Origin of the sequence: Aeromonas sp. s6, from assembly GCF_040907815.1 — a bacterium.
Lineage (GTDB): Bacteria > Pseudomonadota > Gammaproteobacteria > Enterobacterales > Aeromonadaceae > Aeromonas > Aeromonas caviae.
This window is the reverse complement of sequence record NZ_JBFOCN010000054.1, coordinates 62,235-82,747: the sequence shown is the minus strand read 5'-3', so window position 1 is coordinate 82,747 and position 20,513 is coordinate 62,235. Positions and strand designations below refer to the sequence as shown.

The 20,513-nt window shown below is 60.2% G+C and carries 32 protein-coding genes; 12 read left to right on the top strand and 20 right to left on the bottom strand.

From position 1 onward, the window contains the following. From AB5Y50_RS08830 to AB5Y50_RS08800, 7 genes are all read right to left on the bottom strand, one after another. Window positions 1-515: phage portal protein (locus AB5Y50_RS08830; protein WP_368162669.1), on the bottom strand; the 515-nt coding region annotated here is incomplete at its 3' end. Beyond that, window positions 512-721 carry a hypothetical protein gene (locus tag AB5Y50_RS08825; protein ID WP_041211165.1) on the bottom strand — a complete coding sequence of 70 codons (210 nt, stop codon included), beginning with the start codon at window positions 719-721 and terminating at the stop codon, window positions 512-514. The genes AB5Y50_RS08825 and AB5Y50_RS08830, both read right to left, overlap by 4 nt. After that, entirely contained in the window at window positions 718-2,664 is a 1,947-nt protein-coding gene (locus AB5Y50_RS08820) for a phage terminase large subunit family protein (RefSeq protein WP_282414824.1), read from the bottom strand. The genes AB5Y50_RS08825 and AB5Y50_RS08820 overlap by 4 nt, the downstream gene beginning before the upstream one ends. Continuing rightward, window positions 2,636-3,172, bottom strand: a complete 537-nt coding sequence (locus AB5Y50_RS08815; protein WP_227656720.1) for a terminase small subunit — start codon at window positions 3,170-3,172, stop codon at window positions 2,636-2,638. Before AB5Y50_RS08815 ends, AB5Y50_RS08820 begins: the two co-directional genes overlap by 29 nt. A gap of 125 nt (window positions 3,173-3,297) precedes the next feature. Next, window positions 3,298-3,837 carry a DUF2514 family protein gene (locus AB5Y50_RS08810; protein WP_270659374.1) on the bottom strand — a complete coding sequence of 180 codons (540 nt, stop codon included), beginning with the start codon at window positions 3,835-3,837 and terminating at the stop codon, window positions 3,298-3,300. Then, entirely contained in the window at window positions 3,837-4,328 is a 492-nt protein-coding gene (locus tag AB5Y50_RS08805; protein WP_210601802.1) for a lysozyme, read from the bottom strand. The genes AB5Y50_RS08810 and AB5Y50_RS08805 overlap by 1 nt, the downstream gene beginning before the upstream one ends. Before the next feature lie 2 nt (window positions 4,329-4,330). Continuing rightward, window positions 4,331-4,633, bottom strand: coding sequence for a hypothetical protein (locus AB5Y50_RS08800; RefSeq protein WP_368162665.1), 303 nt, complete (start codon window positions 4,631-4,633; stop codon window positions 4,331-4,333). 148 nt (window positions 4,634-4,781) lie between these two features. Here AB5Y50_RS08800 and AB5Y50_RS08795 point away from each other — a divergent pair, with 148 nt between their 5' ends. Both AB5Y50_RS08795 and AB5Y50_RS08790 read left to right on the top strand, forming a co-directional pair. Beyond that, window positions 4,782-5,150 carry a type II toxin-antitoxin system RelE/ParE family toxin gene (locus AB5Y50_RS08795; RefSeq protein ID WP_193758870.1) on the top strand — a complete coding sequence of 123 codons (369 nt, stop codon included), beginning with the start codon at window positions 4,782-4,784 and terminating at the stop codon, window positions 5,148-5,150. After that, a complete protein-coding gene (locus AB5Y50_RS08790) occupies window positions 5,143-5,469 on the top strand; it encodes an XRE family transcriptional regulator (RefSeq protein WP_102948860.1) in 327 nt (108 codons plus the stop codon). The genes AB5Y50_RS08795 and AB5Y50_RS08790 overlap by 8 nt, the downstream gene beginning before the upstream one ends. Before the next feature lie 74 nt (window positions 5,470-5,543). On the opposite strand, the gene AB5Y50_RS08785 is transcribed toward AB5Y50_RS08790, so the two are convergent. The 12 genes from AB5Y50_RS08785 to AB5Y50_RS08730 form a co-directional block, all read right to left on the bottom strand. Then, a complete protein-coding gene (locus tag AB5Y50_RS08785; RefSeq protein ID WP_246878181.1) occupies window positions 5,544-6,056 on the bottom strand; it encodes an antitermination protein in 513 nt (170 codons plus the stop codon). Between the two features lie 94 nt (window positions 6,057-6,150). Next, window positions 6,151-6,537: a RusA family crossover junction endodeoxyribonuclease gene (locus AB5Y50_RS08780; protein WP_041211155.1), complete on the bottom strand. Its 387-nt coding sequence runs from the start codon at window positions 6,535-6,537 to the stop codon at window positions 6,151-6,153. Then, on the bottom strand, window positions 6,524-7,516 hold the full coding sequence (locus tag AB5Y50_RS08775; protein ID WP_244812960.1) for a DUF968 domain-containing protein: 993 nt from the start codon (window positions 7,514-7,516) through the stop codon (window positions 6,524-6,526). The genes AB5Y50_RS08780 and AB5Y50_RS08775 overlap by 14 nt, the downstream gene beginning before the upstream one ends. Next, window positions 7,513-7,710, bottom strand: a complete 198-nt coding sequence (locus AB5Y50_RS08770) for a DUF3283 family protein (RefSeq protein WP_041211153.1) — start codon at window positions 7,708-7,710, stop codon at window positions 7,513-7,515. The genes AB5Y50_RS08775 and AB5Y50_RS08770 overlap by 4 nt, the downstream gene beginning before the upstream one ends. Beyond that, window positions 7,707-8,417, bottom strand: a complete 711-nt coding sequence (locus AB5Y50_RS08765; RefSeq protein WP_241871162.1) for a phage regulatory protein/antirepressor Ant — start codon at window positions 8,415-8,417, stop codon at window positions 7,707-7,709. The genes AB5Y50_RS08770 and AB5Y50_RS08765 overlap by 4 nt, the downstream gene beginning before the upstream one ends. A gap of 76 nt (window positions 8,418-8,493) precedes the next feature. Then, window positions 8,494-8,775, bottom strand: a complete 282-nt coding sequence (locus tag AB5Y50_RS08760) for a hypothetical protein (RefSeq protein WP_368162661.1) — start codon at window positions 8,773-8,775, stop codon at window positions 8,494-8,496. After that, a complete protein-coding gene (locus AB5Y50_RS08755) occupies window positions 8,775-9,260 on the bottom strand; it encodes a hypothetical protein (protein WP_244812963.1) in 486 nt (161 codons plus the stop codon). Before AB5Y50_RS08755 ends, AB5Y50_RS08760 begins: the two co-directional genes overlap by 1 nt. Beyond that, window positions 9,238-10,242, bottom strand: coding sequence for a hypothetical protein (locus AB5Y50_RS08750; protein ID WP_158656271.1), 1,005 nt, complete (start codon window positions 10,240-10,242; stop codon window positions 9,238-9,240). Before AB5Y50_RS08750 ends, AB5Y50_RS08755 begins: the two co-directional genes overlap by 23 nt. Window positions 10,243-10,294: 52 nt before the next feature. Further along, window positions 10,295-10,561, bottom strand: coding sequence for a hypothetical protein (locus tag AB5Y50_RS08745; RefSeq protein WP_368162659.1), 267 nt, complete (start codon window positions 10,559-10,561; stop codon window positions 10,295-10,297). Continuing rightward, entirely contained in the window at window positions 10,551-10,691 is a 141-nt protein-coding gene (locus AB5Y50_RS08740) for a hypothetical protein (RefSeq protein WP_368162657.1), read from the bottom strand. The genes AB5Y50_RS08745 and AB5Y50_RS08740 overlap by 11 nt, the downstream gene beginning before the upstream one ends. A gap of 140 nt (window positions 10,692-10,831) precedes the next feature. Further along, window positions 10,832-11,353, bottom strand: coding sequence for a phage regulatory CII family protein (locus AB5Y50_RS08735; protein ID WP_368162655.1), 522 nt, complete (start codon window positions 11,351-11,353; stop codon window positions 10,832-10,834). A gap of 7 nt (window positions 11,354-11,360) precedes the next feature. Beyond that, window positions 11,361-11,564 (bottom strand): Cro/CI family transcriptional regulator, encoded by a 204-nt coding sequence (locus AB5Y50_RS08730; protein ID WP_103857825.1) that lies wholly within the window; start codon window positions 11,562-11,564, stop codon window positions 11,361-11,363. Window positions 11,565-11,662: 98 nt separating this feature from the next. On the opposite strand from AB5Y50_RS08730, the gene AB5Y50_RS08725 reads away from it, so the two are divergent. The 10 genes from AB5Y50_RS08725 (at window position 11,663) to ssb (ending at window position 19,153) form a co-directional block, all read left to right on the top strand. After that, window positions 11,663-12,322: a LexA family transcriptional regulator gene (locus AB5Y50_RS08725; protein WP_277856206.1), complete on the top strand. Its 660-nt coding sequence runs from the start codon at window positions 11,663-11,665 to the stop codon at window positions 12,320-12,322. A gap of 204 nt (window positions 12,323-12,526) precedes the next feature. Further along, entirely contained in the window at window positions 12,527-13,111 is a 585-nt protein-coding gene (locus AB5Y50_RS08720) for a hypothetical protein (RefSeq protein ID WP_270689283.1), read from the top strand. A gap of 137 nt (window positions 13,112-13,248) precedes the next feature. Beyond that, on the top strand, window positions 13,249-13,596 hold the full coding sequence (locus AB5Y50_RS08715; RefSeq protein WP_368162651.1) for a DUF4406 domain-containing protein: 348 nt from the start codon (window positions 13,249-13,251) through the stop codon (window positions 13,594-13,596). Beyond that, window positions 13,593-15,287 (top strand): phage N-6-adenine-methyltransferase, encoded by a 1,695-nt coding sequence (locus AB5Y50_RS08710; RefSeq protein WP_368162648.1) that lies wholly within the window; start codon window positions 13,593-13,595, stop codon window positions 15,285-15,287. Before AB5Y50_RS08715 ends, AB5Y50_RS08710 begins: the two co-directional genes overlap by 4 nt. Next, complete coding sequence (locus tag AB5Y50_RS08705; protein WP_368162645.1) at window positions 15,284-17,095, top strand: DNA cytosine methyltransferase; 1,812 nt, start codon at window positions 15,284-15,286, stop codon at window positions 17,093-17,095. Before AB5Y50_RS08710 ends, AB5Y50_RS08705 begins: the two co-directional genes overlap by 4 nt. Then, entirely contained in the window at window positions 17,092-17,508 is a 417-nt protein-coding gene (locus AB5Y50_RS08700; protein ID WP_180911629.1) for a hypothetical protein, read from the top strand. The genes AB5Y50_RS08705 and AB5Y50_RS08700 overlap by 4 nt, the downstream gene beginning before the upstream one ends. A gap of 9 nt (window positions 17,509-17,517) precedes the next feature. Continuing rightward, on the top strand, window positions 17,518-17,781 hold the full coding sequence (locus AB5Y50_RS08695) for a hypothetical protein (RefSeq protein ID WP_180911628.1): 264 nt from the start codon (window positions 17,518-17,520) through the stop codon (window positions 17,779-17,781). A 14-nt stretch (window positions 17,782-17,795) separates the two neighbouring features. Further along, entirely contained in the window at window positions 17,796-18,056 is a 261-nt protein-coding gene (locus tag AB5Y50_RS08690) for a hypothetical protein (RefSeq protein WP_368162641.1), read from the top strand. An 18-nt stretch (window positions 18,057-18,074) separates the two neighbouring features. Beyond that, on the top strand, window positions 18,075-18,689 hold the full coding sequence (locus AB5Y50_RS08685; RefSeq protein ID WP_103857820.1) for a 3'-5' exonuclease: 615 nt from the start codon (window positions 18,075-18,077) through the stop codon (window positions 18,687-18,689). After that, window positions 18,686-19,153, top strand: a complete 468-nt coding sequence (gene ssb / locus AB5Y50_RS08680; protein ID WP_005324058.1) for a single-stranded DNA-binding protein — start codon at window positions 18,686-18,688, stop codon at window positions 19,151-19,153. Before AB5Y50_RS08685 ends, ssb begins: the two co-directional genes overlap by 4 nt. Window positions 19,154-19,311: 158 nt before the next feature. Here the strand turns inward: ssb and AB5Y50_RS08675 are convergent, their stop codons facing one another. Continuing rightward, window positions 19,312-20,505 carry a site-specific integrase gene (locus tag AB5Y50_RS08675; RefSeq protein ID WP_158656270.1) on the bottom strand — a complete coding sequence of 398 codons (1,194 nt, stop codon included), beginning with the start codon at window positions 20,503-20,505 and terminating at the stop codon, window positions 19,312-19,314. Window positions 20,506-20,513 lie beyond the last annotated feature (8 nt).

Sequence of the window (20,513 nt, the reverse complement as noted above, 5' to 3'; positions counted from 1 at the left end):
TCCAGCACCTCCACCGAAAAGGGGGTGTCAGAATGATGCTGATAGCCCTTGATGGTGCCGAGCAGGCGGCGGCCAAACACCTCGCCATCGCGCAACCAGGTACGACAGACCAGGCGCTCCATGGCGGGACGGGTGTACGTGCCGGTGGTTTCCGGTTTGAGCGACCAGGCAGCCCAGCGCCGGCGGATCTCCTTGGCGAGGTCATCCAGCAACTGCCCATCGACAGAGCGGGGCTGCGGCTCGATCTGGATGCCTTTGCCGCCGACAATCCGCTCCTCCATCTTGTCGAGAAGGCCGATCACAATGTCATGGTTTTCGTCCAGGGCTCTGGCCTGCTCGCGCAAGCTGATCGCCGATTGCTGGGTGGCCACGTTGGCGCCACGCCGTTCCCGCTTGGCCTGATGGGTTCTAGACGGCATTGCCGCCTCGTAGGCCATCATTCGCAAGCGGTCGCGCATCCGGTTGGCTGCCCAGCCGGGGGAGATAAACCCGACCAACTTATCTATGGCTCTCATGTAAACCTCGCGGCGGCATAGGGCTGACGGGCAGGGTTGGCCACGCTGGCGCGGCGCTGCTCCCACTCCCGCCGACCAGAGCGGAGCTCGTTGAGGTTTTCAGAGGTCACAGTGCGGCCCTGGAACGTTACCTGCTTGCCGGCCAGCACATCGCGCTCGGCCTGCAGGTACAGCTCGATCATGCTGTCGATATCGCTCAGCTTCACAGCCAGCCTCCTGAGTTTGTGCCGAGCCAGCTGTTGCCTGCTGCCGTGGGTCTTGGCTGCGGGCGGGATACCGGCTCGGCGTGGTTGATAGTGGTTGGCTGATGCCGGGCGACCAGGCGCCAGCCTTTGTGCTGGACGCCAAGGCGCACGGCGGCCAGTGAGTAACCCGCGCAGTCAGTGGGCTCGTTGCGGGCGCCGGATGGGTTAACCCAGCGATAGACGCGGCGGCCCTTGATAAACTCCAGCCGCTTTCGCTCACAGGTCAGCCCCTTGAAATAGTGTTCATCTGCCCACTCGGCGACAGGGTGGTGCCGGTAACCAGGCAGCGGCCCGGATAGCGATGCAGGCACATCGGCCAGGCGGGCGTAGATCACGTCCTTGGCGGTGTCGGTGCCGACCTCCGACAGGTAAACACCCTGCCGGTTCTTCTTGCGCGGGAAGGTGATGATGGGTTTGCCCATCACCGTGGCCCCCTTGATAGGGATATATTTGCGCGGGTTGCGGCGACAGAACTGATAGACCTCATCGGTGTAGTGACCACCCGAGTCAATCAGCACCAGGCCGATATCCATCACCTCACCATTGGCCTTGATAAACTGGCGCGAGAACTGCTCGTGCAGTCGATCCCAGATCTCGGTGTGCCCGAGGTTGCCGTACAGGCGCTGGTAGTCGAGCACCCAATGCTCCTCCCCCACGCCCCAGCCGGTGATCTCGAACTCGAAACGGTCATCCTGGGTATCAGCCCCGACAGTGATATAGAGCACCCCATCAGGGACGGGGTGCGGCCATACCTCGCGGCGGGCGGCAAGCGCCTCCCACTCCAGTTTCTCGCCGGTCTCCTCTTCCCAGGTCTCGCCCAGCGTGGTGTTGACGAAGGTCTTGAGCTTGCCCTGGTCATCCTTCGCTTTAAGGAAGTCAGAGACAATCCGCACCCATGTCGTCAGCGGGCTGTAGGCCGTCCAGATATGGAAGGTCACCGACTCGGGAGGCGGGATCGGCTGGTCGTCACTGTCGAACCAGTCGATGGAGTCCCGCGTCCAGATGCCGGTGCGCTCGCAGATCCAGCGTTCCACCGTCTCGTAATCCATCTCATGCTGGCGAATGGCGCAGCCATTTGCCTCGCACAGATAGAACGCCGAATGGTGGTTGTTGCCGTCCCACTTGATGCCGAACTCGGCATCGGGGCCGCCCCACTTGAGGTGCTGTTCTGCGTGGCAATGTGGGCACTTCACGTGATAACGCATCAGGTGCGGCGATTCGTTGGCCGCCCGCTCAATCTGGCACTGCCCCGCGATCTTGGGGGTAGAGCCACGAATTGATTTGGGATGGGTCGAGCCCTCCATCCGCTTATCGCCGAGGAAGGTGGGCGAACCCTCTTTCTCGATGTCGTCATCGAATGCGGCCAGCTCATCGTAGATCCCGAAGTCGGGAGAGGCTTCACGGTAGTTCTTGGCTGCCTTGCCGCCCCTCACCTCCAATCCGCGACCGTTGGCGAACCGCTTGAGCTCCAGGGTGTTATCCCGGTGCTTCTTGCCAAACCAGGGCGCGAGCGCCTTGATTTTCGGCACGTCACGGATCATGGGTTCAACGTGCTTTTTCACGAACAACTCGGCATCCCCATCGGTGGGTTGCCAAATCAGTCCGTTTCGCTTCTTGTGCTCCAGCAGGTAAGCGGCCACACCGAGCAACATCTTGGTGTAACCAACCCGCGCCGACTTGACGAAGTTGACCTCTCGGATGTCGTCATTGGCCATCGCGTTGATGATGGCCACCTGGAACGGGAGCGACTTCCAGCGCCCCTCCTGATAGGAGGACTCCACCGGCAGGTAGTAATGGTCATCCATCCACTCGGCGGCGGTCTGCACCGGCGGCCTGAGCAGGGCTGACAGCCCAAGGTTGACGGCAGCCGCCAGGCTACTTACTTGTGCTGTCGATATATTCATCCAGTAACTCCGGCAGCAGATCACCCATGGAGGCCGCCTCGTTGCTGGCTATGACCAGTTCGCGCTGGAGCCCCTCGATGTGCTTGGTCTGCAATTCGGGATAACGGCGGCGCATAGTGAGTGGAACGGTGTCGAGCAGACTGCTGACCTTGGCGGCGATGCGCGTCAGAGCGAACGTTGCAAACTCGGTCGGCACCTGATGGCGCTCAGCGATCCGGTTCTCGCGCTCGGCCTTGTCGGCCTGCTCCTTGGTGAGCCTCCACCGTTGGAAGTCCAATTGATCCTCGTCCATGTCTTGAGGATCCGTTGGTTGGTGTTTTTGGATCGCGTTCTCGATCCGGTTATCCACAACCGAGCGCACATCAAAGTAAACGTTGCGCCCGATCTTTTTTACTGGCTTAACTCCCCACTTATCAAAGGCTTGCACCGAGATCCCCAGGCTTGCAGCCATGTCGGATTTTTTCAGCCAGCCAGGCGCAGGGCGATCCTTGTCTGATGGCTCTGACATGAAAACAACAACCTCACTTCTTGGGGTTTCATATGTAGTGAAAAACCGCGCCTCGTCCAACCCGTCGAGGACGGGGGCTGGGGGGAGTACCTTTGACCGGGGGGTGGGGTATTGCGGTAGTTGGGTTAACGGGGTTGGGTCAATGAGAGATAGGCTCTTTCGCAGGCTAGTCCTGACGCTCGAGCTCGGTCATACGCAGCTGCCAACTCACCCGCTCTTTCGTCAGCCCGGCTGAGCAGGTCGGCGAGCACCATGGCAGGATGTCCGGCTGCCGGGCCTCCTTGGGCAGCCCCGGGATTGCTGGCGCACTGACTTGCTCGGGCTGCCAGGCGGCGGGCTTGCTCGCGCAGCCGGCCAGACTCAAGGCTAGCAGCATCGGCATCAGCTTGTGCTTGGGCGATTTGTTCTTGCGCATGCTCTCTTACCTCATCGATTTCTGCCTGGCGGCGCAGTTCTTCCTCCCGAGCCTCCAGCTCTGCCTTAGTCCTGGCCGTGGCCAGACGGGTCGCCTCTTCATCCCACTTCGCCTGCCAGGTCTTGCGCTCCCCTTCCTTCCCATTGGCTTGACCAGACCAGTAGAGCGCCACCCCACCGCCGGCCAGGGCGGCTATCACCAAGGCACCGGCCAGGAACGGCAGCACCTTGCTCTGCTGAGTCACTCCCATCACACCCCCTTGCACTTCGCATTGAGGCGCAGCCGGTCTTTCCAGAGCCCGGGGCATACCCGGTTCCCCGGTACCGAGCAGTCCTGGTTGCCGGAACGTTTGAATAGCAGGATCGCCTCGCAGGCCCCGGGGTAGTCGCCAGCGTTCAGGCGCTTCACGATGGTGGATCGGCAGAAGGCGCCGGGACCGATGTTGTGGGAGAGCTCGACATAGGCGTCGAACTCATACTGGTGGAGTGGCACCTTGATGCAGGCCTTAAGGGCATTCTCGAACACCCGCACCTCCCGAAGGCTCCTGTTCACCGCGGCGACGGGCGTGATGGTGTCACCCATCTTGACCCCTTCGGTGCTCCCAAAGCCGATAGTGGGGAGCTTGGTACCGTGTACCGGGTCAGGGTAAGCCGTCGGCCCCCACCCCTCCCGATTCAGGATCCCCACAAAGCCGGCAGCACTGAGCGTGAGCGCCGCTATGGCAATTCGTACTTTTGTCATGCCTACCCCACCTGCTTGACGCGTGGCTTGATGATGTTCGACCAGATAAACCAGCCGATCTGAACCGAAAGCCACACAAGCGTCGCGATCAGCACCCAGTCATTCAAAGAGACACCAGCCCACGACATACTCACCACCGCTACAGGAGGGGCAGATTTCGCAGTTTCACCGACCACAGTGGTAGCGATCTGCTCATGGCCTTGATTCATGAATCCACCCCAGAAACGAAAAAACCTCGGCAAGGCCGAGGTTTGAGAGCAAGAAATAAAAAAGACCACATCCTTTCGGGTGCAGTCTTCCATCATCTGTGCCAACTTTGCCAAAAATTGCAGGGGATGTAAAGACACCGATAGATCGGAGCAATAAGCGCATTCCATTGACGGAATGATTACGCTTTATTACACTCGCCTTAGTAACAAATTTGAGCAACGATTAGTAACTAATGTGGTGTTCATGACTATGTGGGAAATCGAGTATACCGATGAGTTTGAAGAGTGGTGGGCAGGGCTTACCCAAGAAGAACAAGAGTCGGTTAGCGCGTCAGTCGGTTTGTTGGAACAGTGTGGACCACAGCTGAAACACCCACATAGCAGCGGGATCAACAGTTCAAAGCATGGCCATATGCGTGAGTTGCGAACACAGCATGCAGGTGAGCCAATCCGGACACTATATGCCTTCGATCCACGCCGTGCTGCCATCCTGCTTATTGGTGGCAATAAGACAGGGGATGATCGCTGGTATGATGTTCACATCCCGATCGCAGACAGCCTCTATGATCAACATCTGGCACAACTGAGAAGGGAGGGCCTTATCGATGGCTAAGAAATTTAACGATCTGCGCGCCAAGATGACTCCTGAGTCACAGGCTCGCGCCGTAGCAAAAACAGAGGCCATGCTGGCCGAGATGCCACTGGACGAACTGCGTCAGGCTCGCGGGCTGTCCCAGAAAATGCTCGCAGAGATACTGCACGTCCAACAACCAGCCATAGCCAAAATGGAAAAGCGCACTGATATGTATCTCTCGACACTGCGCAGCCACATTGAAGCCATGGGAGGTCAATTGGAAGTTGTGGCCCGCTTCCCGGATGGAGTCGTGAAGGTCACTAACTTCGCCACCCTGGGTGAGCGCGCCATCATCTGATCGGCCAGTAGCCATGTTGGTAATGCAATAATTGGGGGGCGAAAGCCCCCTTTTCAATCTAGCCAGAAGCGGCTCTATCGCGTCACATACCCATAGCGCGCCTGTGTCGTAGACTCCTGCTGGTGGCACCAGGCCAACACCGCGAGATAAAGAGGGCGCCACCCCCTCTCCCACTGCCCGCGGGTGAACTGGCCCACCAGCACCTCAATAGGCCGCCTGACCTGACTACCCAGGATCGGACGAAGTCCAGTACCACCGCAGCGGGGACAGGCTTTGTCCATGGGCTTGCCATGTAACTTGGATAACTCCAGATCCCGGACTGTCCCTCTACCACCACAACGACAAGCGGCCCCAGGAGTGTCAGCAGTGCGGCAGTAGTGTTCCAGGGCCAACTCGGCCACCCGGCGCAAGGCCATGCCGTGGCCACGTTCCTTGTTGGCCCCCACATAGCGGGGAGCAATCTTGGTGCACTCAGCCTGCACAGCCAGCAGGGCCTTCTTGGCATCCCCCAGGTCTTTGCAGTAACGCGCCATCACCAGCGCCATGCCGGCACCATTGTGCTTCTGAACCATTCCCAATGCCGTCATCACATCACTCTTTGTCAGATGAGAACGCCCCGTTGACTGGGCCTGATAGGCCTGCAGCATCACAGAACGCGGATCCCCTACGGTAATTGCATATTCAAAGCGCACTCATCACCTCCACTGTTACCGACACCATTCCCCCTTTCACTACCGGCCCGCGCTCCACCAGCAACCGGTCGATCTGGCTATCGTCCAGCCACACCCCGGCGTGGGTCAGGGCGTCTTGCACCGCCTTCACCGTGTTATCCAGATCCCGAGCTCGCCGGTCAGGGGCCTGCACCACCAGCCGCAGGGCCAGCCGATCGGGAATCTGCTTGCCGGCTAACTTGGCAGCCAGACAGGCATCGGCCGCAGCTTTGCGATAAACCCTCCCCTCCTGGCTCAGCAGGGTTCTGGGCTTACCGCTCACGGCCACATTGCGCCAGATCCGGTTGGTTGAAGGGGGCCATGGCAGGGTCACTGTCCATGAATCAGCTTTTGGCATTGAACACTCCCAAGGAGCAAGCCAGCTCCAGTGTGTTGATAACGTGCTCCAACTGCGAACCGTGCTTGGCCTCCCAAGCTTTCCACCCTATCCGGTGCAACTCCATGTGTGGCTGGTGGGCGAGTGGGAACACCATCAGATCATGCGCCTTGCTGCCCATCACGCTCATACCGTGACCTACGACATGGTGCGCCTCGATGCCCTCGCGCTGGCCAGTCACCACACAGGGCAACTGCCGGACAAAGGCCAGGTAGGCTGCACACTCCCAGCGCTGGCGCTTGGGCCTGCCCAGGTGGAGGGCCGCGGGTTCTGGGTCGATCTGACGAATAGCCGGTTTGGCATTGATGCGGGCCCGCAGATCGGCCAGTGGATCGCGCTCTGCCACCTCAAGGCGATGATCACGATAGCGAGCATCGGTCTCCCGGTTACCACGGGGCGACCACTTCCGATCCGGTTCGATGGGTGCCAGGCGACAGGCAGAGCGCAGCAGCGGATCCGGCAATGAAGGCAGCACCTTATAGACGGTCGCCCACCAGCACAGATCCCGGGCAGTCAGGTCAGCAGCGGCCACCCCACACCAGCCAGCGACCCGCTGCAGCACAAGCTGCGCCAGCCACCCGGCCACATCGGCGAGGCGGATCGGTAACTGCCCATTGCGGTGCTCGTTGTCGTGATGCCAGCACAAAGGCAGATGGACCCCCTCCACCTCTGCGGTGACGGTTTCCCCGATGCAGCCATCGGCTATCACGCAAGCAGTGGCATTGGCGGTCAGCAGCTCCCCACCGGCGGCATTGACCACTGCGGCGCAGGCCAGGGCCGACACCAGCTCAGGGTACTGGGCCAGCAGGTCAGCCCCCTGATCGCGCACCAGGCGCACCGGCTTGCCAGCCAGTTGACGCCTCACCGCCGGCAGGCTGTCGCCCAGCGGTACCAGGGCCAGCCCCAGCGCTTCGACAAACACGGCGTTTCCTGCGCTCACGCTTGCCCCCTGATCGCATTCAACTGTTGGCGAAACCACTCACGGTGCTCTTCATCCACCTCATCGATGGCGGCCACCACAACCTCACGCCCGATCTCGTTGCGGCGACGGCGCCACACCAGCAGGTGCGCCTGCTTGATCAACTCGATGCGCTGCCGTTCAGACGATGGCAACAGGGCCAGGTTGTGACTCATGCCGCCACCCCGCGCAGGATACCGTCACGGATCAGTCGCTCCACCAGCCACTGCTGGCCCTTGCCGGTGATCAGGGGGGTGAAGCTGATACGCCGCTCGCCGTTGCTGTCAAACGAGCTCTCCCGGGTCGCGAACAGCCCGCGGTCCACATACTCCTGCATCGGCAGGTTCCAGCGCTCCCCGCGGCAACTCATCAAGATCTTGCGTTCCCTCAGCAGGGAAAACAGGGTATTGGGGCCAAGGCCCACCGTCTTGGCGAACGCCGACAAGGTGATCCCCTTCTCCACACTGGCGATCTGCTTGGCGAACTCCACCGCCGGGGCATCCATCGCCACCTTCTGTTCCAGCGCCATCTTCTGCTCGGCCAGCTCGGCAGCAAGGCGCAGTGCCTCCGGCAGGGTCTGGGGGATCATCATCGCGGGCTGGTGGGCTTGCTGCTCCAGCTCCTGCCAGCGGCGAATAATCCGGATCCGCAACTGGGCGCTGTAACCGGCCACCAGACAAAGGGTCTCGTCCTTGTCCAGCAACAGGCACGGCTGGGTGCGACCACGGCCATCCTGGTAATCGCCTGACTTCTCAGGAGATTGAATTTCCACCAGCATCTTGCGGATATCGGCCATCACGTTGTCGTGGCGCTTTCCGGTCAGCTCGGCGATCTCCACGCTGGTCATCGTCAAAGGGGTTGCCCCCCGCATCATCAGTTCCATCACCTCACCCCCATCGACACATTCGCGGCCAGATACACCGCTAACCCCACCAGCACCACCACCATCAGGGTGCCCCTCATGAAATCGCGCATGGGATCATCTCCAGCGTGGCGGGCCGCTGTTGCTGGCCGCGCAGGGTGTTCACCGCCTTCATCACCTCAGCCAGTTCGGCACCCTGTACCAGGTAGTGCCCGGCCCGGTGGGCCTGGGAGGTGAACCCCAGTTGCCGCGGGCAATCCGACACCTCAAGGCGCACCTGCACCGGCAACCAGTCCTTCACCTCCGGGTACACCGCCACCCGCACATACCGGGCGCGGCGAATGTCCCGCTCACAAGCCTCACTGAACGTCACAGCCATCACCCCATCCTCCCGGTAATCGTCACACCCTCGCGGCGCAGTTCGGCCTGCACCTGCAGCAATTCGACCTGCACCGCCTCATCCGTCACCTCGCGATCACGCACATAGACACGGGCCTCCGCCTGCATCTCGCAGGCTCGCAAAGAGACCTGGCGGCCAACAGGGGCAGACTTCGGTACCGGATTGCGCTGCAGGATGCTGGCCTTGACCTCGGCCGGGCGCGGGGCGAACTGGCGGCCGGCGTCATCGGCCAGCTCTAACACCGCCTCGCGGATCTGCTGGGCAGTGAACCCGCGCAGTTGAACGCCCCAGGCCATGGCCACGCCGCGGGCATTGGCATCCAACTGGCTGGCACTGGCGGGCCAGCACCCGGCCATCAACGGCAACAGCTCATCGGCCAGGAACATCGACATGCCGGTGCTCACCTGCAGACTGGCCTGATTCACGGGCAGACTGGTCACGTTAGAGGGGAGTGTTGTCGTCATAATCGACCCCCGCGGCTCGCAGGGCCTGGGCCTGCTGTTGGGCTTGCGCCAGATTGGACAGGGGGCGCTGGTGGCCGCCAGATGGATTACCGCGCTTGGCCTGCAGCTGGTCCCACTTCTGGCGCAGCTTCTGCGGCGACAGCACGTTGGCACACCAGAACGCATCCCGGCTCACCCAGTCATACAGCTCGCAGATATCGCGGTGGCTACGCTGGTCCAGCTCGCGCATCAGCCGGATCACGTTAGCCCACTGCGCCCAGTTCGGCTCAATGGCGGTCGGGGTGATCAACTGCACCCGCCGGAACATCCACTGCGCGGTCATCAGGTCATCACCGGTTCCCCACGCCTTGCCGCTCGGGGTTTGGATGGCAGCCTCGGGAATCACCCGGGCCTTGGGTTCGGGATCGGCAACCCCCTCGATGGCAGTTCCCTCCCCCTGCTGGTCGAAAGTCGCGTCAGCGAGTTGCGACGAAGAGTCTTTAAGATCTTTGTTTGTTTTATTGTTTATCTTGTTTAGATCTTCGGCGTGATACTCCGCGCCTAACTCCGCGCCATCAGATTGCGATACCCCCTCCGTCCCCTGCTTTGATGCGGGTTGCAACTCCGCGCGAAACTCCGCGCCAATGTGTTCTGAAACTCCGCGCTGGTAAGGGTCGTAATTGAGCAGGGTGACCAGGGTATAACCACGGGTACCCTGCTTGCTGGAGCGGCTGATCATCCCCTCCTGCTCGAAAGCATCCAGGGATCGGCGGGCACTGTCTTCGGAGATGCCACAGGCCTCCCCAAGGGAACGGGCAGAGCCTACGACCTGGCCACGCTGGATCAACAGGCGATTGCCGTTGAAGCTCACCTCGCAGCGCTCGTGCGCCGCCTCCAGCAGCAGGTGCAGCCACAGCGCCTTGCGCACCGGATCGCGGTAAAACGGCACCTCCTTCAGGCTCTTGTACAGCAGGACAAACCCACTGCGACGGTTGTCGGCCACATTGCATCCTCGCGAAACAGGGGCGGCCACCGGGGCCGCCAGTCTGACTACCTCACCCATGGCTCACCTTCTTCACTCGCGTCGGTTTGGCCGCCTTCTTGGCGTCCTTCTCCTGCTGGCGCAGCTTGCGCTGCAGCAACTTGGCCATCTTCTTTCCCTCCGCCAGGCACTTGGCAAATGCCTGCCCCTTGGCAAAGCACGGCGTGGAGCGAAAATGCCGCAGGGCCGCCTGGGTTGCGGTGTGCACCACATCCGGGGTGTATCCCCCCGCCGTCAGGATCTGCGCCACGTTGCGCTCGATAAACAGCTCAGGATGCATGGGCCACCTCCTGCAGGTGTTGCTGCAAACAGGCCAGATGGCGTTGCACCTGCTCGGCCGTGGCCGGGATGCGCAACCCGCTGTAGACCAGAAAGGCCCCCCGGGTGCCCACCACCAGCTTCGGCAACATGGGCGGGATGCACGATCGGCGACTGCCTTGCGCCCTCGGCGATAGTCCTTTAACCTTGTTCATGTTGTTTTCTCCGTGAAAATCGACCATGGTCCCGGCTGTTGACGCAGCGCGGGGCCGCTCTTTTTGTGCTCCATTCATCACTTCTCTCCTTGTGCATGTGGCCCCGGGAACGGGCGCACCTGACTGGCTACCGACTCTTCCAGGCTCAACAGCTCCTTGATGGCCCGGTGCACTGCCGCCGTGATGGCCTGCCGTTCCACGGGGTCGATCACCCCGTCTTGCCGCGCCTCCCGCAGCTCGCCAAACACTGCCGCCACCACCTCGCCCACCAGCATCACCTGGTCGGCCAGCTCTTCTTCGGTCACCGTGCTATCAGGCAGGGCCACCAGCGTATGGCCGCGGGCCAGCGCCCAGGCCTGCAGGATGGCGTTGTCACCGGTTAGCTCGGTCACCGCCATTGCCTCGGACAGGGTCAGGTGGTGGTCTTCGCAAGCAGGGTTGAACTTGTTGTTCAGGGTGGTCGGGCGCTTGGAGCCCATCAGGCGGGCCAGATCGGTGATGTTGTACCGGCGGCTCAGCTGATAAGCGGCGTCAATAGGGTCAGATGCGTGGGAGTGATCCCGCTTGACTCTCGTGGTTTGTTTTTTGGCTTCTGTCATGATGGCCTCAAGCAGATTGGTTAAGGCGCTCAGCGCCGACAGGTAACAGGCCTTCACGCTCTAACTTCTCAATCTGATAGGCCCGCAGCTCAGGGATTTCGTTACCCCACTGGTAGATTGCTTCGCGCTTGATGTTGAGCATTTCGGCCATTCGCTGGACCTGCTCAGCTCGCTTTTCGCCGAACTTGCTTAAGGCTTCGTTCTTGGTCATACAGCCCCCTGAATAAAAGTATGCTTATAGTATATTGAAAGAATGCTTCTATCAAGGCGGTATAAGATGACTTATATTTATTTTTTCAGGGGATGCGTGTGGAATCGGTAGGAGATCGGATCAGGCGGCTTCGAAAAAGCCTCGGTCTAACCCAAGTGAAGCTGGCGCAAATGCTCGGCATCAAAGCGCCAAGCGTGGTGCAGTGGGAAAGCGATAAAACAAACCTGAGCGGTGAGAACCTGCTGAATGCAGCAAAGCTGTTCGGGGTGACGCCTGACTACATCCTCTACGGCGGAGAGATTGAGCAATCAGCCGCGCCAAACATGGAGATGGCCCAGCCAGACATTCACCGGATCCCGGTGATCAGCTATGTGCAGGCAGGGGTATGGACAGCGCCGAACGAGATCCGCGAGTGCGATGGCAATATGGCCTATATCACTACCGATCTTGACTTGGGACAGCGCGCCTTTGCCATCGTGATCCGGGGCAACTCCATGGAACCGGAATTTACCGAAGGGGACCTGGTGCTGATCGACCCGGACGAACCGCTCCACCCTGGTGACTTCGTGGTTGCCAAGAACGGCGAAGAAGAGGCCACCTTCAAGAAGTACCGCCCCCGCGGCTACAGCGAAGACGGCAAAGAGATCTTCGAGCTGGCCCCGCTTAATGACGATTACGCCACCATGCGTTCGGATCGCCAGCCCATTCAAATCATCGGCACTATGGTTGAACATCGCCGAAGAAGAAAGCGCAGATAACAATTCCAATGTATCACCTAGCTGGAATAGTTTGGAGTGATTGAAAACTGTTATAAGTGAAAGGACTGAACAATTCAGCTCTAAATAGACAGCCAATTAAACAACCATAAATTCAACAATGGTGTCTTATGCATTTATTTTCTATAAGCTAAGTAAAACTTGTAAAAATAACATTGGATCTAAAAATAAAATCAAAGGATTAATATGAAAACAGTTCAATCATTATTAATAACAACCTTAGCTATTAGTGTTCTCAGTGGTTGTGCAGTGACACTGCCATTCAACAACCGCCTCTCATATCCAACATATCAAGAACTCCAAAAAGAAGCTGTAGATAAAGATTTGCCAGCGGTCATGATCACATGGGCCCCATCAAGCTTCCCAACCAGGATCGATGTTCAAGGTGCTTCTGGCTATGTGGGCAGCGCATCCCAAACCCGGATTCCGACCGGTGTCGCCATGGCAGCTAGGATCAGTGAAGCCATTAGCGCTTTCACTCAGGTTTCTCCAAATGGTCTTCCTTTACTGATTGATGTTATTGAAGCAAAGTCAAAATTCGAGTATTCAGCTGGCGTATTTAATGTAACCCCCTCTCTAGACGTAGGTGAGATAACATTCAAAGCCAAGCTTACCTTGGGCAAAAGTCAGTGGGTGAAAACCTATTTCTCACGTAAAAATGATCCATCCATAGGTGGTATGAGCGCTACAGGTATCTTGGAAGCAGCTTGGGACGATGTCGCATCCCAAGTGGCTAGAGATGTTGCAAAACAACTTCAGGCCGTGAAATAGAAACTACTGCACTCAAGCCCACCAGCACGGTGGGCTTTTTTACACCACAAAATATAAGAACTCTTACTTTTTGCTTGCGCCAACAATGTAAGCCTACTTATACTTCATCCCAGATACACCAGTAAACGGGATGAACCATGTCGAACCACCAGCCACACCGCAAGCGCATCTACATCGCCGGGCCCATGTCCGGCCTGCCAGATTGCAACCGCCCCGCCTTCCATGCCGAGGCCAACCACCAGCGTGAGCGCGGCCATATCCCGCTCAACCCTGCCATCCTCCCCGAGGGCCTGACCCAAGCCGAGTACATGGCCTGTTGCCTGCCCATGGTCATGCTCGCCGACGAGCTGGTCATGCTCCCGGGCTGGCGCGATAGCCTGGGCGCCACCGCCGAGTTCCACCTCGCCATGAAGTGCGGCAAAGTCATTCGCCAAGCCGAAGACGGCTTTGCCTGGTACCCCACCAGCCCGGAGGTGGCGGCATGAACCACTACGCCCAAGCGCTGGCCGAACTGCAGGCCCAGCCTGACCACGAGCTCAAGCAGATAGGCGACCAATGGCAAACCCCAAAGGCGCTGGCCTGGGGCCTGTTCCACCAGTTCGCCCCCACCCTGGGGCCGGTGGTGCTCGACATGTTTGCAGACGACTGCAACCACCTGGTGCCGCACTACTACGATGCCGAAGACAACGCCCTCACCCAGGAGCTGGCTACCGACCTTCGCCGCCTGGGGGGCGCTGCCTACGCCAACCCGCCCTACTCGCGCCCCTGCACGGATAGCGAGGGGAACCCCATCACCGGGATGGAGGCCATCCTCAACTACTGCCGCGAGCAACGGGCGCTGGGCGCCAAGATCATGTTGCTCATCAAGGCTGCCACCAGCGAAACCTGGTGGCCAGAAGATGCCGACTTCATCCAGTTCATCAGCGGGCGCATCGGCTTTGAGGTACCGAGCTGGTACGTGCCCCGCGACCCGAAGAAGGACAAGCCCAGCTCCAGCGGCTTCGCCTCAGCCGTGGTGATCTTCGACGCCGGCTGGCAGGGCGAGCGCCGCCCCGAGGCGCGCCTGCGCCGTGACGACCTCATCACCACCGGCAGCATCATCCTCGACATGATCCACCGCCAAGCGGTGGAGCTCACCCTGGCCGCCGATCACGTTATCCGTAACGCCACGCCCAAGCTGACCCCCGTGGTCACCCAGGAGCGACCCGCCGAAACAGAACCGGCCGCAGGGGAACCACCAGCAGCCGACGATAACGAGGCCAGCGCCGCGGCGGCGGCCGAACTGGACTATGCCGACGCCACCAGCATCATGGCCAAGCAGTTTGAGTGCGTTGATCTCGGCGAAGAGCAACAGGATACGGTCAGGGATTATGTGCAAGGCTGGCTGGACGAGCCTTATCCACTCTCCGAGATCTTCTATCGGCTCGATCTGGCCGTCGCCAACCTGCTGGCCGGCAAGCCTATCCATCAGGGCTTTGTCGCAGAAGAGAGTCGTTCCCCCACCCTGCCCCACTGGCAACGCCACCCAGCAGTGAAGGGGGTTATCTACCATATCGACGATGCGGACATCCTGACACCGGCCAGGACCGCCGAGCTGGCCGCCTGGATCATCGACAACCTGACGGCCCCAGGCGATCTTCTGGAACTGGCCACCGCCAAGGCCGCCGAGCTGTTGGCGCAGAGTGCCGAAGCCACCAGCCCAGAGCCAAACCATGCAGAGCGGAAGCTCGAGCTGCTGGATGCCCACCACCCAACCGAGGAACCCAGCACCAAGCCGCTCGAGGACTGGGCCTTTGACTACCAGAACAACGAGCTCAATTTGGGTGGCGCCGAGTGGTCGTGCTTTGTCGCCGTGTTGACCGTGCTCTATGGCGCCAAGGAGCACTACACCGCCCGGGAGGTAGCGATCGCCATCTCAGTCAGCGATGAGCAGCTCATGGACGAATACACCACTTTGGACGAGGAAACCAAGGCGCTGCTGCGCAAGGCTGTCTCCACTCTGAAGCAGGTTGAAGGATACAACTTCACCGAGGCCTTCCCCATGCTCGACCTGCACCGCCAGGAGGCTGTCATCGCCTTGCTGAACGCCCTGCATAACGAGCCGACCCTCAGCCCCGTCACGCAAAAGAGTGTGATGATCAACGCCATTACCCGAGTGAATGAGGTGGCAGCATGAGCAACACACTTCGCCGCTCCCGCGCCGTCAGGGCCAAAGTGACAGGGGCTCCGCTAAATCTGGAGTTTGCCATCAACGTGGATCTGTTCGCCGGCGGCGGTGGCGCCAGCACGGGGATAGAGCGTGGGCTGGGACGCCCGGTGCACATCGCCATCAACCACAACCCCAAGGCGCTCTCCATGCACCAGGCGAACCACCCGGAAGCCCTGCACCTACCGGAGGATATCTGGGCCGTGGATCCGGTTGCCGTGCTAGCAGGGCGCTTTGTCGGTTGGCTGCATGCCAGCCCGGATTGTACCCACCACTCTCAAGCCGCTGGCGGCCAGCCACGCAAGCAGGAAATCCGTAGTCTCGCCTGGGTGATCCTCAAGTGGCTTGCCCTCGGTAAAGCTGCCTTGCTTTCCATGGAGAACGTCAAGCAGATGCGCACCTGGGGGCCCCTCGTCGCCAAGCGGGACAAGGCCACCGGTCGGGTGATCAAGCTGGTCGAGGTTCAGCGCGGTAAGAAGACCAAGATCGAGCAGCATATCGCCGAGCCAGGTGAGCGGGTGCCACGCCAGCAGCAGTACCTGGTGCCGGATCCCAAGCGAGCTGGCCAGACCTGGCGCCGCTTTCTGGCCAGCATCGAACGCCTAGGGTATGTGGTAGACCATACAGTCCTGAACGCAGCGGACTACGGTGCGGCCACCAGCCGCCAGCGCCTCTACCTCGTTGCCCGCCGGGACGGGGAGCCAGTTTGCTGGCCCGCCCCGACGCATTGCAAGGCCCCGGCACCAGGCAGCCACCTCAAGCCGTATCGGGTAACGGCGGATCACATCGACTGGTCTATCCCCTGCCCCAGCATCTTCCTCACCAAGGAAGAAGCCCGGGCACAGGGCCTGAACGTCAAACGCCCATTGGCCGATGCCACCCTGGAGCGCGTGGCGATCGGGGTGATCCGCGAGGTGCTGACCAATCCCAAGCCCTTCATTATCGAGCTGGCCAACTGGTCAGGGCGCGGTGTCGATTCGGTTGATGCCCCATTGCGCACTATTACCGGCTGGCCCAAGGGTGGCGCGTTCGCCGTGTGCAACCCGAGTCTGGCCCCTCTGGTGGTGCGCCACTTCGGTAAAGGGGGTGAGCACGGGGTGGATGAACCTGCTGCGGCCATCATGGCCGGCGGTGGTGGCAAGTCCATGTTGGCGGCCCCCTTGATGGTGCAGGCCAATGGCGGGTTCAACACCGTGCCCGCCAGATCCGTGACTGACCCATGCAGCACCATCACCTCGAGCGGCAGCCAGCAGCAACTGGCCTCAGCCTTCATGGTGCACCTGCGCAGGAACCTGCCACCGAGCACTCCGGAAAGCCAGCTCCCCACCATCGTTTCAGCGGGCCAGCACCACGCCCTGGTGCAGACCGTGATGGCGAGCCCGGGTGAGTTCGGTCTGACACCGGAGCAAGAGGCCGGGGCCCTGCGGGTCAGCGCCTTCCTGATGCGCTACTACTCGAGCGGCGGGCAGTGGGGCGCTGTCACCGACCCGATGCACACCATCACCACTAAGGACCGGCTGGCGCTGGTAACCGTGACCTGGTGCGGCAACACCTGGGTGATCGTGGATATCGGCCTGCGCATGTTGGTACCGAAGGAGCTCTATGGCTGCCAGGGCATGCCTCGCCACTACATCCATGACCGTGGTCACGATGGCACCCCGCTCTCCATCACCGATCAAGTGCTGATGGTAGGCAACAGCGTCAGCCCGCCGCCGATGGCGGCCATCGCCAGAGCCAATAACCCGTACAAGCACCTGCAGATCAGGAGGGCAGCATGAGCATCATTCAGGAGGTTGCCGAGTGGGTTCATGCCCGAACCGGCGGCGCCATCAGCGCAGAGGTGGCAGCGGCCTTCTCCCTCACGGTCAGCAAGGCCAGCATCGTGATGGGCCAGATACACAGGGAGGCCCGCTTCACCACCCGGGTTGAGCACTTTTGCATGGTCGGGGAGAACGGCAGAGGGCGGCACACTCGCCGCCTCTTCGTGGACCAAGTGCGGGATCCGCAATGGCACAAGACGCCAGTGATCGGCATCAACGACGAGCAGCAGATTGTGAGGTTCGACAGCATTGTCGAGGCGGAACGAACAGGCGGGTTTGTGCGGGTCAGCATCACCCGGTGCCTGAACAACTCTCAGGCGACCCACGGCGGCTATCGCTGGGCGGTCGCATCAAGCGAACAGAATGGTTAGAGGAAAATCATGACTAAACGTTACTTTGCGTATGACCCGGATGGCGGCCTTGAAACCTTCGCCACCGAGCAAGAAGCCATCGCTTTTGCCAACAAAGTCATAGATGACTACCGCGATGCGGCAGACGATGGCTGGGATGATCTTGTTGAGCAGGTTTGCTGGGGTGAAATCAAGCAAAAAGCCGTGATGGATAACCAGAAGCCGGGGCCAGGAACGGCCTTCTGTTACGCCTGCGATTACGGGCTGGTCGACCTTCCCGCGATGGCTGAGTGAGAGGAGAATCGACCATGTGTAACTGTCAGGCAATGGCCCGCGATCTCAGTGAGACAATGGGCGGGAAGTATCCGGCAAGCCTTCATGCCCCATTGTGTGAGGACTTTCAGCAGGTGCCATTTACCAGGATCGAGGTTGATGGTTCAGGGTGCATCGTCCCCGAGTCTGAGGCCGACGCCGTTATTGCCGGTCTGGGTGATGAAGAGTACAGCGTCAGCACGGTTCATTTGACGCAAGACCAATTCGACAGGCTGCCCGAGTCGGCCGGTTTCTGAGTTAGAGGAAAACACGACATGAACGATAAAGCCGAGCGGTATCAGGGCGACACCGTGGTATTCGATACCGAAACCCTGGCCATGGACAAGAAGGCGGTGGTGCTCACTCTCTCTGCCGTCCGCTTCAACAAGCACGATGCCGAGGTGGGGATCACCATCGACAATGGCCGCCTCTCCACCGAGGGCGAGAACGTCCTGCACCTCAAGCTGAATGTGACCGAGCAGTTGCTGGCGGGTCGCACCGTTGACCCGGGGACGGTGGCTTGGTGGAACAAGCAGGGTAAAGAGGCCCGTGACGGTATCATCAACGGCAGCAATACCCCGGTGCGGGAGGCGCTGATCCTGCTCTCCGATTTCATGAAGGGAGCACAGCCCTTTGCCCGCGGCACCGACTTTGATCCGCCGATTCTGGTCTCCCTGTTCGAGGACTTCAGCCTGCCGGTTCCATGGAAATACAACCAGGTGCGGGATGTACGGACCTACATCGATGCGCTATCTGGTGGCAGCAAGGGGTATCTGGATGAGTGGCAAAAGCCAGACTGGTTCGTCCCCCATCACTCACTTCATGACTGTATCCGGGATGCCGAACAGATGCAGCTGGCAGAAGGACAAGTGTCGCGGGGTAATGAATGAAAGGCATCAACAAAGTCATCCTGATCGGCAACCTGGGTCAGGATCCTGAAATCAGATACACCTCGGGTGGCATGGCGATCGCCACCCTCTCTCTGGCCACCAGCGAAAGCTGGCGCGACAAGCAGACCGGCGAGCAGAAGGAACGTACCGAGTGGCACCGGGTGGTGCTTGTGGGCAAGCTGGCCGAAGTGGCGGGCCAGTACCTGAAGAAGGGTTCACAGGTCTATGTGGAAGGGAAACTGCAGACCCGCAAGTGGCAGGACCAAAGCGGTCAGGACCGCTACACCACCGAGGTGCAGGTCGACAGCTTCACCGGGGTACTGCAGATGCTTGGCGGCAAGCCGCAGCAAGGCAGTTCGCAGAAGGCTCAGTCCCAGCCACCAGCCAGGCCTGCCGCCACCCCATCTGCGGGCCAGCAAAGCAACGAGCCGCCATTTGATTACGATGACGACCTGCCGTTCTAGGATTCACCGGAGGATTTATGTTAGAGCCCATTGAGAAAATTGAGCAGAAAGAACTGATGGTGATGCTGGGAAAAGGTCGAACCGCCTTGTATCACCTCCGCAATAAAGACGCGACCTTTCCCAAGCCTATCGACCACCAGCCCCTGCGCTGGATCAAGTCACACATCATGGCCTGGATTGATAGCCACAACCGGATCAGTGGCAACGCCTAGCTCCCGCTGGATCACTGTCCACCAGCGCTCATAGGCAGCCGCTTGATCCTCAAGCCAGTCATGTTTGTTGTAAACAGCCATCACGCCAGTCAGGGTGTGCCCCAGCATCACTTCGGTGATATGGGGCGACACCCCCAATTCCGATAGCCGGGTCGACAGCGTTCGACGAGCATCATGAATCCTCCAATGGGGGATCCCCAGGCTGCTGCGCAAGCGGCTCACCAACCGATTACATGAGTGGATCTCCAGCGGCCCATTCCCCTCCCCCTGACCCGGGAACAGATAGACTGGGTCCACCGACGCCATGGCTGCTCGTTCGAACAGTTGCTTGCCCACCGATGTGATGGGGCGGCGGATAGGCCGGCCGGTCTTGCTGATCTCCGCCGGTACGGTCCAGACCATAGACTCGAAATCCAGGTCCTGACGCTTGAGCGTTCTGGCCTCGGACAGCCGGCACCCATAGACCAGACAAAGCAAGTGAATCACTTTGTTGCCGGTTCCGGCCCGGCTGGCCTCAATGGCCCGCCAGATCTTTGCAACCTCTGGCACCGTCAACACCCGGTGACCGGTCTTGGCGGGGGCGCCAACATCCCTGGCCCGCAGACTCATCATGTTGGGCATGTTGATCGTGCCGCGGCGAACATGCCAGTTGAAGCAGGCCTTTAGCCCCGTGATCACCACACGGGTAACCCCGGGTGCCCGTTCGCTGATGGCATCGAAATAGCTCAACCACATGTCCATGGTGATCTGGCTGATTGGCCGGTCAGGCAAGCGGTTCTTCACCGACGAGAAGGTATAGCGATAGTATTTCTGGGTACCTTCTCGGCACTCCCGCATCACGTACTTCTCGAACCACTCATCAAACAAGGCTGCAGGCGTAGGCTCGTCGCCCGAGGCACTGATCGGCGCAACACCGCTTTTGAGCTCATCGGCCTTTATCCGGGCCTCTCGCAAGGTCAGAGCCGGGTACCGACCAAGAGAGGTCCGAACCCGCTTCCCGTCGACCACATGCCGAACCTGGAACGCAACCACCCCCTTCGGTGAGACCCGGACACTCAACCCATCACCGTCGCTCACTTCGCTCGGGCCAGCATATGGTTTACCATTCACCCCTCGAAGCCAGCTATCTGATAACGCCATTGCTACCC

Bases quoted from the DNA above. Each gene is read 5' to 3' on its own strand.
- AB5Y50_RS08745 (WP_368162659.1), bottom strand. From the start codon at position 10,561: ATGCATCCTGAGCTGTTTATCGAGCGCAACGTGGCGCAGATCCTGACG.
- AB5Y50_RS08820 (WP_282414824.1), bottom strand. From the start codon at position 2,664: ATGAATATATCGACAGCACAAGTAAGTAGCCTGGCGGCTGCCGTCAAC.
- AB5Y50_RS08740 (WP_368162657.1), bottom strand. From the start codon at position 10,691: ATGTTGCCGAAGCTGGTGGTGGGCACCCGGGGGGCCTTTCTGGTCTAC.
- AB5Y50_RS08770 (WP_041211153.1), bottom strand. From the start codon at position 7,710: ATGAGTCACAACCTGGCCCTGTTGCCATCGTCTGAACGGCAGCGCATC.
- AB5Y50_RS08815 (WP_227656720.1), bottom strand. From the start codon at position 3,172: ATGTCAGAGCCATCAGACAAGGATCGCCCTGCGCCTGGCTGGCTGAAA.
- AB5Y50_RS08790 (WP_102948860.1), top strand. From the start codon at position 5,143: ATGGCTAAGAAATTTAACGATCTGCGCGCCAAGATGACTCCTGAGTCA.
- AB5Y50_RS08785 (WP_246878181.1), bottom strand. From the start codon at position 6,056: ATGACGGCATTGGGAATGGTTCAGAAGCACAATGGTGCCGGCATGGCG.
- AB5Y50_RS08735 (WP_368162655.1), bottom strand. From the start codon at position 11,353: ATGACAGAAGCCAAAAAACAAACCACGAGAGTCAAGCGGGATCACTCC.
- AB5Y50_RS08760 (WP_368162661.1), bottom strand. From the start codon at position 8,775: ATGGCTGTGACGTTCAGTGAGGCTTGTGAGCGGGACATTCGCCGCGCC.
- AB5Y50_RS08780 (WP_041211155.1), bottom strand. From the start codon at position 6,537: ATGCCAAAAGCTGATTCATGGACAGTGACCCTGCCATGGCCCCCTTCA.
- AB5Y50_RS08800 (WP_368162665.1), bottom strand. From the start codon at position 4,633: ATGATGGAAGACTGCACCCGAAAGGATGTGGTCTTTTTTATTTCTTGC.
- AB5Y50_RS08695 (WP_180911628.1), top strand. From the start codon at position 17,518: ATGACTAAACGTTACTTTGCGTATGACCCGGATGGCGGCCTTGAAACC.
- AB5Y50_RS08765 (WP_241871162.1), bottom strand. From the start codon at position 8,417: ATGGAACTGATGATGCGGGGGGCAACCCCTTTGACGATGACCAGCGTG.
- AB5Y50_RS08700 (WP_180911629.1), top strand. From the start codon at position 17,092: ATGAGCATCATTCAGGAGGTTGCCGAGTGGGTTCATGCCCGAACCGGC.
- AB5Y50_RS08685 (WP_103857820.1), top strand. From the start codon at position 18,075: ATGAACGATAAAGCCGAGCGGTATCAGGGCGACACCGTGGTATTCGAT.
- AB5Y50_RS08755 (WP_244812963.1), bottom strand. From the start codon at position 9,260: ATGACGACAACACTCCCCTCTAACGTGACCAGTCTGCCCGTGAATCAG.
- AB5Y50_RS08675 (WP_158656270.1), bottom strand. From the start codon at position 20,505: ATGGCGTTATCAGATAGCTGGCTTCGAGGGGTGAATGGTAAACCATAT.
- AB5Y50_RS08710 (WP_368162648.1), top strand. From the start codon at position 13,593: ATGAACCACTACGCCCAAGCGCTGGCCGAACTGCAGGCCCAGCCTGAC.
- AB5Y50_RS08715 (WP_368162651.1), top strand. From the start codon at position 13,249: ATGTCGAACCACCAGCCACACCGCAAGCGCATCTACATCGCCGGGCCC.
- AB5Y50_RS08720 (WP_270689283.1), top strand. From the start codon at position 12,527: ATGAAAACAGTTCAATCATTATTAATAACAACCTTAGCTATTAGTGTT.
- AB5Y50_RS08810 (WP_270659374.1), bottom strand. From the start codon at position 3,837: ATGGGAGTGACTCAGCAGAGCAAGGTGCTGCCGTTCCTGGCCGGTGCC.
- AB5Y50_RS08795 (WP_193758870.1), top strand. From the start codon at position 4,782: ATGACTATGTGGGAAATCGAGTATACCGATGAGTTTGAAGAGTGGTGG.
- AB5Y50_RS08690 (WP_368162641.1), top strand. From the start codon at position 17,796: ATGTGTAACTGTCAGGCAATGGCCCGCGATCTCAGTGAGACAATGGGC.
- ssb (WP_005324058.1), top strand. From the start codon at position 18,686: ATGAAAGGCATCAACAAAGTCATCCTGATCGGCAACCTGGGTCAGGAT.
- AB5Y50_RS08730 (WP_103857825.1), bottom strand. From the start codon at position 11,564: ATGACCAAGAACGAAGCCTTAAGCAAGTTCGGCGAAAAGCGAGCTGAG.
- AB5Y50_RS08705 (WP_368162645.1), top strand. From the start codon at position 15,284: ATGAGCAACACACTTCGCCGCTCCCGCGCCGTCAGGGCCAAAGTGACA.
- AB5Y50_RS08805 (WP_210601802.1), bottom strand. From the start codon at position 4,328: ATGACAAAAGTACGAATTGCCATAGCGGCGCTCACGCTCAGTGCTGCC.